The 12,544-nt window shown below is 36.8% G+C and carries 12 protein-coding genes; 5 read left to right on the top strand and 7 right to left on the bottom strand.

Translation table 11 applies throughout. The features are described 5' to 3' along the window. Positions 1 to 32: 32 nt before the first annotated feature. Together OK18_RS08230 and OK18_RS08225 are read right to left on the bottom strand one after the other, a co-directional pair. The gene (locus OK18_RS08230; protein ID WP_050021883.1) at positions 33 to 503 is read right to left on the bottom strand and encodes a hypothetical protein; all 471 of its coding nucleotides are present in this window, start codon (positions 501 to 503) and stop codon (positions 33 to 35) included. 13 nt (positions 504 to 516) lie between these two features. Beyond that, entirely contained in the window at positions 517 to 1,347 is an 831-nt protein-coding gene (locus OK18_RS08225) for a DUF4200 domain-containing protein (RefSeq protein ID WP_053327699.1), read from the bottom strand. 206 nt (positions 1,348 to 1,553) lie between these two features. Here OK18_RS08225 and OK18_RS08220 point away from each other — a divergent pair, with 206 nt between their 5' ends. The 3 genes from OK18_RS08220 (at position 1,554) to OK18_RS08210 (ending at position 3,523) form a co-directional block, all read left to right on the top strand. Beyond that, positions 1,554 to 2,528, top strand: coding sequence for a hypothetical protein (locus OK18_RS08220; RefSeq protein WP_053327698.1), 975 nt, complete (start codon positions 1,554 to 1,556; stop codon positions 2,526 to 2,528). Positions 2,529 to 2,669: 141 nt separating this feature from the next. Next, positions 2,670 to 3,179 (top strand): hypothetical protein, encoded by a 510-nt coding sequence (locus OK18_RS08215; protein WP_050021696.1) that lies wholly within the window; start codon positions 2,670 to 2,672, stop codon positions 3,177 to 3,179. Next, a complete protein-coding gene (locus tag OK18_RS08210) occupies positions 3,176 to 3,523 on the top strand; it encodes a tRNA-binding protein (RefSeq protein WP_050021697.1) in 348 nt (115 codons plus the stop codon). Before OK18_RS08215 ends, OK18_RS08210 begins: the two co-directional genes overlap by 4 nt. A gap of 261 nt (positions 3,524 to 3,784) precedes the next feature. On the opposite strand, the gene OK18_RS08200 is transcribed toward OK18_RS08210, so the two are convergent. Further along, on the bottom strand, positions 3,785 to 4,555 hold the full coding sequence (locus OK18_RS08200) for a DUF4382 domain-containing protein (RefSeq protein ID WP_053327696.1): 771 nt from the start codon (positions 4,553 to 4,555) through the stop codon (positions 3,785 to 3,787). Between the two features lie 81 nt (positions 4,556 to 4,636). Here OK18_RS08200 and OK18_RS08195 point away from each other — a divergent pair, with 81 nt between their 5' ends. Then, positions 4,637 to 5,338 (top strand): 3'-5' exonuclease, encoded by a 702-nt coding sequence (locus OK18_RS08195; RefSeq protein WP_050021884.1) that lies wholly within the window; start codon positions 4,637 to 4,639, stop codon positions 5,336 to 5,338. Between the two features lie 3 nt (positions 5,339 to 5,341). Then, positions 5,342 to 5,668, top strand: coding sequence for an SUF system Fe-S cluster assembly protein (locus OK18_RS08190; protein WP_050021700.1), 327 nt, complete (start codon positions 5,342 to 5,344; stop codon positions 5,666 to 5,668). A gap of 153 nt (positions 5,669 to 5,821) precedes the next feature. Here the strand turns inward: OK18_RS08190 and OK18_RS08185 are convergent, their stop codons facing one another. The 4 genes from OK18_RS08185 to OK18_RS08170 all read right to left on the bottom strand — a co-directional run bounded on the left by OK18_RS08185 (position 5,822) and on the right by OK18_RS08170 (position 12,211). After that, a complete protein-coding gene (locus tag OK18_RS08185; RefSeq protein WP_228377710.1) occupies positions 5,822 to 6,676 on the bottom strand; it encodes a sulfurtransferase in 855 nt (284 codons plus the stop codon). Positions 6,677 to 6,764: 88 nt separating this feature from the next. Further along, positions 6,765 to 7,613 carry a hydroxymethylglutaryl-CoA lyase gene (locus OK18_RS08180; protein WP_053327695.1) on the bottom strand — a complete coding sequence of 283 codons (849 nt, stop codon included), beginning with the start codon at positions 7,611 to 7,613 and terminating at the stop codon, positions 6,765 to 6,767. Between the two features lie 192 nt (positions 7,614 to 7,805). Continuing rightward, positions 7,806 to 9,332: a TSUP family transporter gene (locus tag OK18_RS08175; protein ID WP_053327694.1), complete on the bottom strand. Its 1,527-nt coding sequence runs from the start codon at positions 9,330 to 9,332 to the stop codon at positions 7,806 to 7,808. Further along, positions 9,329 to 12,211, bottom strand: a complete 2,883-nt coding sequence (locus tag OK18_RS08170; protein WP_053327693.1) for a TonB-dependent receptor — start codon at positions 12,209 to 12,211, stop codon at positions 9,329 to 9,331. The genes OK18_RS08175 and OK18_RS08170 overlap by 4 nt, the downstream gene beginning before the upstream one ends. Positions 12,212 to 12,544: the final 333 nt, after the last annotated feature.

The following is a 12,544-nucleotide window of genomic DNA, read 5'->3' as shown; positions in this document are numbered from 1 at the left end:
AATGCACCATTTTCAATCCCTTTCCCAATCTTTTATCTTTTGGTAATATTCCTGCCAAAGACTCTTCCGTCCTTCAACGTAAAACGCAAAATATAAACACCCCAATCATAACCGGTCATGCTGATCTTAACCTGCCTATTCAACCCGGGTGCATTTTGCAGTTGAAATTTCCAATGAACCGTACTATGCTGATAGAGCGAAACGGATTCTATCAGTCCGTCTACTTCATTAGTCCAATCAATGGTAAGAATGTCATTAACAGGAACAGGATACAGCCGTATCTGCTTCCAGAAGGCTTTCTCATCCATAACAACAGCAGGCTGGGCCAAAGAAGTAGTTTTAGATTCCGTTTTTGATAAAGTTTCCGGTGTCTGTTTGGCATTGGCATTTATTCCTCTGTATCTTTGGCTTCCGGCTTCATCATATTTGAAGTACACTTCAGCCTGTGAGAAACCAAGAAATCCTATTAATAAAGAAACTAGAGAAAATAGTTTTCTTTTCATATGAATATTTTTATTATTGATTAGATAAAAGTTTCTGAACCTGCTGTTCCAGCTTTTCAATCTTCTCAGATTGGGACTTCAAAGTTTTGTTCTCTTCCTGAAGTTTCTTGATCTCTTTATTTTGTTGTATGGAGTAAAGGGTTAGCTCTTCTATTTTTTCAAGAAGCTTAGCATCCATTTGTGCTATATTAATTCCGTTTTCCATCACTTCCTGTGCAGGCGGGATATCGGGCAAATGCCCTTTTTCTGCAATATACTTTTCAATTTCTTCTAAGGTACGGAGCTGATAATTTTCTCTGAATACATAATCAGCCCAAACATTAGCCTTTACTTCAACTTCTTTAGCATAGACTTTACCATCAATTTTGGCAATAGCATTATTAAAGAATTTAACCCATGTACCATTGGTTCCATCCTGAATGCCTACGTAAGACCCACCATCATTAACATTATTAGGCATCGCAAGAATAATAGTATGGCTTTTCCCAAGGTTTCTTAGCACTGTATCTCCAGTCATACCACCAAAACACCCGTTACATCCGGACTTGGCAATTTGGAATAAACCTACCGAACTGGCAACTTCAAGAAGAGAGTCTCCAGTATTATAAACCCTCAGATTGGAAAGAGGATTAATATCTGTATCACCTAAACCAATTCTTACATTCCCTGTAGGAAGTATACGGATAGACGCTTTATTATTAGCCTTTAGGATTAATGGTTGTCCATCTGTTGTCCCAATAAAATTTATTGCAGGATTGGTTCCTGTATTCCCTGTGGTATTCCAGCTTTGAGCCAATGTAAATGTAGAAACCAACAAAGAAAAGGATAATATCTTAATTTTCATTTATAACAATTTTAAAGTGATTAATTATATAAGATCAATATTGATGTTTTTTTCAAAAAAATATTTTTTATTGTTACAAAATTCAAGAAAATCAGCAAGTTATGAAAGGACAATGTGTCTAAATTAATGCTGAAAAACAGACAATTTATCTAAAAAGGACAATAATTCAAGCTTTTTTAGATATATTTACCCAAAGCACAATACTTATGAAAAATTACCAAAAAAATCTTTTTGACCTACTCCTAAGTGAATCCGAAGGAAAAAAGAATTTGGTTGATGTAATGATTGATAAACTTGCATTATCCAATGATACAGCCTACAGAAGAATTAATGGAAAAAGCCATATTACATTTAATGAGGGAATTACTATGGCCTCACACTTTGGTATTTCCCTAGATTCAATTCATGACTCCAATATCAATAATATTGTTGTAAACAGAGTGCATGATATTTATAATATAGAAGATTTGGAAAAATATTTTGAATTTTCTATTGAGAATCTGAAGAAGATGAAAGAAATTCCAAATGTTGAATTCATTTATGCCGCAAAAGATATTCCACTCTTTTATTTTATGAAGTCTGAACAATTACAAAAATTTAAAATCTATACATGGCTAAAACTAATGGATGCTAATTTCTTTTCACAAAGAATAGATTTTGAAGAGTTTAAAGTTCCTGAAAAAATTAAACAAAAAGGCCGACAACTTTCTGAAATATATCATAATGTGAGTTCTACAGAAATATGGAGTAATGTTACCATTTATGCTATGCTTGAACAACTCATATATTTTCATCAATTGGAGATGATCAGTACAATCAATGTTCAAAAAATATGTGATGAAATTTTACATATGTTGAAACTCATAGAGAATGAAGCTCTTAATGAGAAGAAGAATGGACAGGAGGCATACTTTAAACTATATCAGAATGATCTTTTAATTATGAATAATAGTGTTTTTATAAAATTCTTAGATCAGAAAATGCTGTTTTTACCCTATAGTATTCTAAGCTATTATTATACTTTAGATGAGAGGGTTTGTAATAATTATGAAAAAAGCCTCGAACTGATCCTGAAAAACTCGGAACTGCTTTCCGCAAACAATAAAGCCAGAAATATTTTCTTTAACAAAATGTATAATAAAATAGAACAATTAAAAAAAAGTATTCAATTATCTATGTAAAGGCCCCATCTTATAAAACCGAATGATATGGAGATCTAAAAATCGGGTTATTATCAGCATTACTCCATCAATACTTTACTCTTCAAACATTCTCATCAATTCTCAATATTTTAATACATTTGTTAGAAAACATATTTTCAAATGAATTTCGAGCAGGTCAATCTACATCTTGAAGCCTACAAAGAACACAACCAGATTTTGGATGCGGCCCGGTACCTGATTCATTCTTTTAACCTGGAGCATGAGAATTTTGCAGGGTTTGGATTCAGGCAGGAGCTCTCTCCTACATCAATGCTTCTTACTGCAGAAGGTGAACTGGGAGGACCGCAGACGGTAATGATTCCTAAAAATTTATTTGATTTTGATTTGAATCTTGTGTTGAACATGATCGCCCATGAAATGCTCCATGTAAGACAAAAAGCTCCGGGACAAGTGATAGAAGACAAAAATGAGCGGGAGTTTCAGGCCTATTATGAGATGCTTTTTCATAAAGTTTTCCCACAGATTCCTGAGGTTTCAGACTTTCACAAAAAATTCTTCGGCGGCAAAGCCCTGGAATATTATAGAAGAATGGGTGAAGGCTCCGAATTACAACAAAAATATGCAGAACAGAAAACAGAAGTAGAACATTTAATAAACACCTTACCATGAATGTAAAACCAGATATAACCTGGGCAGATTTTGAAAAAATAGACATCCGGTGCGGAACCATTCTATCCGTTAATGATTTTGAAAAAGCAAGAAACCCATCATATCAGTTGGAAATAGATTTTGGGGAATTAGGTATCAGAAAATCATCCGCACAGATTACATCACTATACAAAAAAGAAGATTTGATAGGGAAACAGATTTTAGCCGTTGTTAATTTTCCTAAAAAGCAGATCGCCAATTTTTTCAGTGAATGCCTTGTTTTAGGATTATATGGAGAAGATAAAAAGGATGTTACCCTTTTAACCCCTTCTCTGCCTACAAAAAACGGCATGCAGGTAGGATAATAATTACAATTTAAAAATGAATTAACTTTATGAAACTCTTACAAGGGCTTATAGTATTTAACCTGAGTTTGGGTTTAGAAAGTAAGGATGGAAGCTGGAAGTTACTTTCAGTCATAATTAACACCATTAATTACTTTAAAAAAGATAAAACAGATAAATGGTTATTTTATTACCTCCGTAACTTCCATCTTCTATTCCTTAACTTCAAAATTGATTACATCAGAATTCCTCATTCCGGGCTGAGGTTATTTAAGATAACCTTTATTGATGTAACGTTTTTGTACCCAGATCAGTGATCTGTCCGAAAGTTACAGATACAGGTCCGGAGTTTTCATCAACGTATCCTGTACCATTTGACGCATCATAGGAAACGGTATAGCTTCCCTGAGAAAGCCCCGAAAACATAAAAAATCCATCAGGATTCGGAATAGCCGTGGCAATAGTATCCGATGCCATTATGGCATGAACCACTGCTTTGGCAGCTTGCGGCTGAACGTAACCTTTTATTTGTCCATTGGTAAGTTCAGAAAAGGTTCTGATCACAGGTTTTAAAATATAGGCACCGTTTCCTGTTGTAACAATAGATCTACCAGCATCAAAATCGATCCATACATTATAGGCTCCGTTCGCAGCAAGTGTCTGATGCCAGTTAAACTTCAATCCACTCTGTTGAGCAGATGGGGTTTGCAGCGGGTGAGTTATTCCATTTACAACCAAAGTGTTATTAGGTCCCAGCACCATTCTCATCTGGGAAACATTTCCTTCCGGGAGTACGGCCTGTCCTAAAACCACATCGGTTCCGTTTTTAAAATTAAGGAGGTTATACACTCCCGGCTTTGGAAAATTCAATGCGGTCCACTCTCCGTTACTGTTGATTTCAATTCTTTGAATATCAATATTAACAGCGTCATACATAGCAGGACCATCGGTAAGCCTTACATTCACTGTAGCAGTACCTTTTTCATCAGAATCATTACATGACGCTAACAATAGTAAGCAAATACTGCTTCCTATAATGAATAAATTCTTCATAAGCTTAAATTTTATGTATAATAAAAACGTTTTGGATAATTGGTTTATTATGTCATATATTTCGGTTATAAAAAACAAAAAATGATCCAAAACATCCCCTTAGAAAGAGTTTTATTTCTTGATATTGAGACCGTTCCTCAAGCAGGCTCCTGGAGCGAGTTGTCTGAAACCGACCGGTACCTCTGGGATAAAAAAACAAAGTTTCAGAGGAAAGAAGATGTTTCTGCAGAGGAATTTTATGAAAGAGCCGGCATAATGGCCGAGTTTGGAAAGATTATCTGTATTACCATAGGAATGCTTGAAAAAAATGAGACTTTAAAGATTAAAAGCTTTTATGGTCACGATGAGAAAAAAATGCTTCAGGAATTTGGAGAAATCTTCAACAGCCCTAGACTTTATAATGTGATCCTTTGTGCCCACAACGGAAAAGAATTTGATTTCCCGTGGATTGCCCGGCGCTATCTCATCAATGGAATGCAACCACCGGCACCGTTTCAGATGTTTGGAAAGAAACCCTGGGAAATTCCCCACATCGATACGATGGAACTATGGAAGTTCGGGGATTATAAAAGTTTTGTATCATTAGAATTACTGGCTCATGTCTTTGGTATTCCCACTCCGAAGGATGATATTGACGGCTCAATGGTTTCATCAATTTACTACATAGAAAAAGACTTGCAGCGAATTGTAGACTATTGTGAAAAAGATGTCTTAACTTTGGCAAATATTTTCCGGCGTATGCGCCAGGAAGATTTGTTGAAAAGGAATATCAATCTAGATTAAAAAATGAAATTTACAGACGATCAAATTGCTGACATTGGTGAGGAAATCATCAGCGTTCTAAAAACCGTATATGACCCCGAAATTCCGGTAGATATCTACGAACTAGGGCTGATTTATGATGTACAGATCTCCGATGATGCCGATGTAAAAATTATAATGACCCTTACCACTCCCAATTGTCCGGTAGCGGAAACACTTCCACAAGAAGTAAAAGATAAAGTAGGAGAAGTAGAACATGTAAAAAGTGTTGACCTCGAACTTACCTTTGAACCAAGCTGGAATAAGGATATGATGAGTGAAGAGGCAAAATTTGAATTGGGAATGCTATAATAGGCCAGAAGCTGGAAGAGGGAGGCAGGAAATTAGTGTTGTTCGATATAATTTCTAACAATTATTTGGCAGAAACTATATTAACCACATAGATTCAATTCTTTTGTAACCGCTAAGAACTTCCCTCTTCCATCATCTTGCTTCCTTCAAATATTATTTTGCAATTTCTTTTCCTTCTCTTCTGCTCCATTCGCTCCATGAACCTACATAAAGATTTGGGATATCAAATCCTGCATACGTTAGGGCTAAAATGGTATGACATGCCGTTACTCCTGAACCACAATGAATAATCAGATTTTCAGGTTTATTTTCCAGTAATTGGTTGTATTTTTTCCTTAGCATTTCAGGACTTAGGAATAATCCGTTCTCATCCAGATTTTCTGAAAAAGGAATATTAATAGCTCCCGGAATATGCCCGGCAACCAGGTCAATAGGTTCGGATTCTCCTCTGTATCGATAGGCATCTCTTACATCAATAACGGTTGAAGAATCCTTTTGTAATTCATTTTCAACATCTTCCAGGGTTGAAGTCGGAAGAGACCAACTTTCTTTTGTAATCAGTGAAGCCTTGTCAAAAATTTCCTCTCCTGATGAAAATGGAATTCCGTTTTTTTCTGCAGCCTGCATTCCTCCATCGAGAACCTGCACCTTTTCAAATCCAAAAGCTTTCAACATCCACCAGGCTCTTGCCGCAGCATTTGATCCATTTTTATCATCATAAACCACAATACGAGCCCCTTCTGATATACCCAGGTTTGAAAGCGTTTCTGCAAACCTTTCTATACTCGGAAGTGGGTGTCTTCCTCCAAAGGCTGCGTCGTCTCCTATCTCTGCAAGATCTTTATCCAAATCGATGAATCTGGCTCCTTTGATATGCTTTTCAAGGTAATTTTGACGAATATCTTTTCCCGTTCTTGCGTCAAGAATGATCAGGCTTTCTGAAGAGAGTATCTTTAATTCGGATGGTGAAATGATTGGAGACATTTTGTAGATTTTTTGGGTTTGCATTAATTAGGTTTTGGCTAAAGCCATGGTTTTCATATAGAGCAAAGCGGGCTAAAGCCCGCTCCTATTGATATTTTTATTTCAATCCATTTTAAAAATGAAAAATATCTTTTGCTTTATTATAAGAGCTTTCAAAGTTGAGCAGGTTTAGTTTATGATCTACCTTTTCAACGCTCATAAAGTTAATAACCTGTTCTGTAGGCATATTTCCTACAAGATCGTCCTTGGCCATCGGGCATCCTCCAATTCCTTTAATCGCGCTGTCAAATCTTCTGCAACCTTTATCATAAGCTGCTTTCAATTTGGAATAAGAATCTTCGTAACGGTTGTGAAAATGTCCACCAAAATTGATTGCAGGATATTTGGATGGGATTTTTTCAAATAAAAGAGCAATGGTTTCCGGAGTTGCCACTCCTGTTGTATCCGAAAGCAAGATATCTTTCACCCCGATTTCTGAAAATCGCTGTGCCCACTGGTCTACATCTTCCCATTTCCACATTTCACCGTAAGGGTTTCCAAAAGCCATGGAAAAGTAGATGTTCAGTTGTTTTCCTTCACTTTTTACCAGATCAAGCATTCTTATAATTTCATCAAAAGCTTCTTCCTGGCTTTTGTTGGTATTTCTATACTGAAAAGTTTCAGAAATAGAAAAAGGAAATCCAAGAATATCCACCGACTGGTGCTTCAAAGCTTTTTCTGCTCCTCTATAATTTCCGATAATCGCAGAAACTTTCGTCTTGGAGCGGGATTTATCAATATTTTCTGCCACCTCATCAGAGTCAGCCATCTGAGGGATTGCTTTTGGAGAAACAAAACTCAGACAGTCCAATACATCAAAACCAACATCCATTAAAGAGTTGATATAATCTATTTTTTTATTGGTAGGGATGAACTCTCCCCACCCCTGCATGGCATCTCTAGGACATTCGGTAAGAAACATTTTTACTTTTTGATTTTCTCAAATATAATAAAACTAAATAATTTGGTATCCGGCACATACAAATCTATCATTATTTTGATTTTCAATACTTTATATCTGATTTAAAATTTCAATCATCAATATTCATATCCACAGAAGTAACTCAGAAAGCCTAATGAAGCATTTTTACCTGACTATTTGATCTAAAAATATTTATAGTAAAGCTTTCATGATGGATATAAGGCTCATCACGATAACTACTACTCCTACTACCACAAACATTTTTTTAGCGGGAAGGCGGGAAGTAAGCATTGCCGAAAAAGGAGCGGTAAACACTCCACCCAAAAGAAGTCCCAATACAATATTCCAGTGATGGATTCCGATGGTGAAAATAAAAGTGATGGCACTGACTACTGTCAATAAAAATTTAGCCATTGTTGAACTTCCTACGACATATCTGGGAGTTCTTCCTTCTTTAATCAGAGTTCCGGTTACCAATGGCCCCCATCCTCCGCCTGCAAAGGAATCAATAAACCCGCCAACCAAACCCAAAACTCTAAGGTTTGTTCTTTTATGACGTCTGGAAGAATTCTCCGTTTTCCCTTTTTTCTTAAAAGCATTTCTAAGAATGTTGATTCCTAAATACAAAGTATAACAGGCGATTACAGGTTTTACAATATGAGCATAATATTCCCCGAAATGCGATAATGCAAAAGCACCGATAAATGCACCTAAAGCTGCCACAGGAAATAAAACCAACACCATTTTTTTGTTGACATTCCCTATTTTAAAATGACTGATACTTCCGGCTGCAGAAGTAAATGATTCAGCGGAGTGAATACTTGCACTGATGACAGGAGGTGGTACATTGAGTAACATTAGTATCGTTGTACATATGACACCATACCCCATTCCCATAGATCCGGCAACAATTTCGGCCAGAAACCCTGCCAGTAACATCCAGTAAAATATATACCCATCCTTGCTAAGAAAAACCTGAAGGTCTCCCGACAGATTAAATTGATAGATAATCAATGCCAAAACAGCCACAAGAATGATAACTCCTATGATTCCCAAATAGATATTTGCCCGCCTTTGTGCGTTTTTGGTAATGCTGATCAGCTTTTCCATTTCCAGTTTTGTTCTATGGTCCGGATTGTCTTTTTCTTCCAGGTACTGCGTTGTCAGTTTATTCAGTGTCTTAACTTTTTCATCAAGGTTTCCTTGCAGCCGGTTTCTGATACTCTGCATATTATCAAGCAACCCATTCATATCTTCATCAGGGATGGTTTCTGTTAGCATCTCCCGCAGTCTCTTGGCAATCGTGGGAGATTTACCATTCGTGGAAATTGCAATTTTAAGATTTCCTTTTCGGACAATAGATCCTAAGTAAAAATCACACAATCCGGGCTTGTCTGCGATATTCACAAGCAGATTATTCTGATGGGCTTCTTTTCGGATCTGTTCTGCCAGTTCAATATCATTCACTGCTGCAATCACGAGATCTGTATTTTCAAAATCTTGGTCTGCATATGGCCTTTCGTGAAGTTCCAGATTAGGAAACTGTTGGGGCAAGGTTTTAATTTCATCATTAATTTCTTTACCTACCAATTTAATCTTAGTTTCCGGAGCATTGGTAAGAACCGACTGAAGCTTTTCCAAAGCGATATTACCTCCACCAATAATCAACAGAGATAATTCTTCGAGTTTTAAAAAAATGGGATATAACGTATTGCTCATCTTACCGAAAGTTTTAAGTCATAAGTAACTGCCAGATAATATAATTCTCCAATTTCAGGCCCGGCAGCATATTGAAAGTAACGACGGTTCAGCAAATTCGTTGCTCCGATTTTTACATTTGCATTGATTTCAGGAATTCGCCAGGTTGCTTGTGCATCAATGGTATAATAAGCCGGAATTTCTCCTGAAGCCAAAGGGCTTTCCCACTGAAACTTATTTTGCCATCTTGCTGTCAGCGTAAATCCGATATTCTTTACAATTTCCCTGTTTCCTATACTTACATTCACAGCCCATTTTGGGGTATTGAAAGCCGTTATAAAAAGATCGGAAGTATTGGAAGATACTAAGTCGTTATAAGATACATTTGCATTGATATTATAATTTTTTACCACATTGTAGCGAACGCCCAAAGAAGTTCCTAAACTTTTATAAACACTTGTACTATTGGTATATACTCTATATCGATCTTGTTTGCTTCGATCCAGCATATCCAAAACAGCATTATCGCTTCCTATCTTTCCGTTTTTGGGAACCGCTACTTCTACCTGTCCTAGAAAACCTTCATACATGTTGTAATAAAAATCCCAGTCAATGACCAGCTTTCCATTGAACAATGATGATTTGTAACCTACTTCAAAAGAATTTACTTTTTCAGGCTGTAGCTTTTGTAAGTTTGCTGCAACCAAAAGGTTTCTGTTCTTTAATGCTGCCTGGTTTTGGTTTCCTCCGGCATCTGCTTCTTTATTAACAGCAGAAGTAAACTGATCGATAGAAGCTAAGGTATAAGAGTTCTCAAGATACCCTAAGCCTTCATTCGCTTTTTCAAGGCCTCCTACTCTTCTAACATTCCCGTTGTTTACAAAAGATAATGCTTCAAATAATGAAGGGAAACGATATCCGTTTTGAAAAGAAACCCGGAAGTTATGTTGTTTCACAGGAGAATAAACGACACTTACCCTTGGATTAAGCTTTGTTTCAAACTCCGGATTTCTGTCTGCCCTTAAGGCAAAGTTTATTTTTAATTGATCTTCAAAGAAAAGCTTGGTAAGCTGAATAAATGCCCCATATTTCTGGTAGATTACATTTTTCCCGAATGTACCATCTGCCAGAGGAATATTTCTCTCGTTGACAGGTCTTGTAAAGTCAACAAAATTATTCCCATCCGGAGTAATGCTGTACAAACGGTAATCTGCTCCCGCTAACAAGCTAAATACCTTTACCAGCCTTGTAAAGTCATAAGTAATTTCTCCCTGATAGAAGTGAGATTTCTGTTCAAGTTTAGCCCCTCCGGTTGCGGGAGCACCTGCAATTCCCGCATTGGCGGAGTCCCAATTATTAATTCCGATGATGGTGTTTTTCAATTGTTCAAAAGCGGTTGTTCCGGGAACAACACGGTTTTTATCTGCCGCCTGACGAGCCAGTATCATGGCATCATTCAGAGTGACCCCTGCATTAAGCCTGTCTTGTAGGGTATTTTGAAAGATATTTTTCCAATTGGTATTGGAAAGATTCGTCAGATCAAGATTATCGGCTAAGGGTTTAAGGTTATAAGAATCACCTGTATTTTCAATCGACATATACGCTCTGAATGTAAGCTCTTTCCCCGTAAGTTCCACTTTATGATTCTGGACGGTTGCGTTTTGAAGACGGATTTTGTTTCCTCTCTGGAAAGTTCCGTCCAGCAATCCATAGCGATAAACATAGGAAGCCTTCCATTGGTCTCCAAAGCGGTAATACAATCCTGCATCAAACTTAATATTCTTTACTTCAGGACTTACAAGGTCTTTTTCATAATATCCCGTCCTCGATACGTTGAAAGTGGTTGGTTTTCCGTTATAATTTACTTTTACCGTTGTACGGTTGTTTCTTTCGTCTCCATATTTATTCCAAAGGTCTTCAGCGGGATTGTTGGCAAGAGCAAACTGAGGGTTGGCGGTAACTAATGAGTTAGGATTCTGATCGGTGTGATTATCTGAAACCCAGTCTACTCCACTGAGGTAAGATGCATTAACTTTTACGGCCCAGTTTTTATTCAATACTTTAGCTATCCTTATCGCACTTTCACCCAAAGGGGCTGTTGTATGACTGATATGATCTACATGGTTCACGCCTCCTTTGAAATAAAGGCTTATCCCTTCAGAGGTAAAAGGATCTTTAGTCTGAAGGCTGGCCAAGCCGTTCACAGCATTCATTCCGTAAAGAGCTGATGCTGCTCCCGGAGTGATTTCCATGGATTGAATATCAAGTTCTGTAGGACCAATGGCATTACCCAATGGAACACCCAATGTTGCTGACTGTACATCCACCCCATCTACCAGCTGCATAAACCGGAAGTTATTCGGAGAGTTGAATCCTCTTGAGTTGGGAACTTTTAAAGTAAGACTTGACGTTAAAAGCTGTAATCCTTTGACATTCTCTAATGTTTCATAAAATGACGCTGCAGGACTTTCACGGATGGTTTTAATATCAATTTTTTCAATGGCAACCGGAGACCTCAACACTTTTTCAGGAACACGGGAGGCTGAGATAACCACTTCATTGATGATGGTATTCTGAGGATTTAATTCTATCGCGATTTTGTTGGATAATGAAAGGATTTCAAAAGTCCGGGTGGTAAAGCCTTCTTTTTCGATCACAACCCTGAAAGGAATTTTCACCCGGGTTCTTAAATTAAAATTCCCTTCAGGGTCTGTAGTCGCCATATCTTCAGTATTTTCAGCTTTGATCTGAGCTCCGGCAATTCCTTTATGAGAATCTGTATTTTTAATGGTTCCGGTTACTTCAATAAGCTGCTGTGCCTGCGTAAGACCTGTTAGTAAAAATGTAAATAGGACAAAATATATTTTCTTTTGGAGGTATTCATGGGATTTATGTTTCATGGAGGTGTGTGTTTTAGAGTTAACAAAATGATTATGTGGTCATTAAAAGACAACACATACACATTCGTTTCTCTAAAACAGGCAGAGATTGATTTTTAATTTTCTGTCTTCGATGAAGAGTTGTAATCATATATTAATATTTTCGGTTCTGTTTGTTTATTAAAACACTGTTAATCAAATAATTAACAACAAAAGGCGCAAAAGTTTTTGTTTTTAAACACTTTAGATCACTTGAGTAAGTTTAATAAAGACTGCTTAAGAAGTTCACGTAAGATGAAAATCAAAGATTTTCAAAAACTTTAGTGATCTTAAAAAGAGTTAGTAAGTAGTCAC

Source organism: Chryseobacterium gallinarum, assembly GCF_001021975.1.
GTDB lineage: Bacteria > Bacteroidota > Bacteroidia > Flavobacteriales > Weeksellaceae > Chryseobacterium > Chryseobacterium gallinarum.
Note: the sequence above shows the minus strand (reverse complement) of the source record. Positions and strands in the feature narration are given on the sequence as shown.

What these genes read in the sequence shown, in the direction of transcription:
- OK18_RS08230 (WP_050021883.1), bottom strand. Translation starts at nt 503, where the DNA reads ATGAAAAGAAAACTATTTTCTCTAGTTTCTTTATTAATAGGATTTCTT.
- OK18_RS08225 (WP_053327699.1), bottom strand. Translation starts at nt 1,347, where the DNA reads ATGAAAATTAAGATATTATCCTTTTCTTTGTTGGTTTCTACATTTACA.
- OK18_RS08220 (WP_053327698.1), top strand. Translation starts at nt 1,554, where the DNA reads ATGAAAAATTACCAAAAAAATCTTTTTGACCTACTCCTAAGTGAATCC.
- OK18_RS08215 (WP_050021696.1), top strand. Translation starts at nt 2,670, where the DNA reads ATGAATTTCGAGCAGGTCAATCTACATCTTGAAGCCTACAAAGAACAC.
- OK18_RS08210 (WP_050021697.1), top strand. Translation starts at nt 3,176, where the DNA reads ATGAATGTAAAACCAGATATAACCTGGGCAGATTTTGAAAAAATAGAC.
- OK18_RS08200 (WP_053327696.1), bottom strand. Translation starts at nt 4,555, where the DNA reads ATGAAGAATTTATTCATTATAGGAAGCAGTATTTGCTTACTATTGTTA.
- OK18_RS08195 (WP_050021884.1), top strand. Translation starts at nt 4,637, where the DNA reads ATGATCCAAAACATCCCCTTAGAAAGAGTTTTATTTCTTGATATTGAG.
- OK18_RS08190 (WP_050021700.1), top strand. Translation starts at nt 5,342, where the DNA reads ATGAAATTTACAGACGATCAAATTGCTGACATTGGTGAGGAAATCATC.
- OK18_RS08185 (WP_228377710.1), bottom strand. Translation starts at nt 6,676, where the DNA reads ATGCAAACCCAAAAAATCTACAAAATGTCTCCAATCATTTCACCATCC.
- OK18_RS08180 (WP_053327695.1), bottom strand. Translation starts at nt 7,613, where the DNA reads ATGTTTCTTACCGAATGTCCTAGAGATGCCATGCAGGGGTGGGGAGAG.
- OK18_RS08175 (WP_053327694.1), bottom strand. Translation starts at nt 9,332, where the DNA reads ATGAGCAATACGTTATATCCCATTTTTTTAAAACTCGAAGAATTATCT.
- OK18_RS08170 (WP_053327693.1), bottom strand. Translation starts at nt 12,211, where the DNA reads ATGAAACATAAATCCCATGAATACCTCCAAAAGAAAATATATTTTGTC.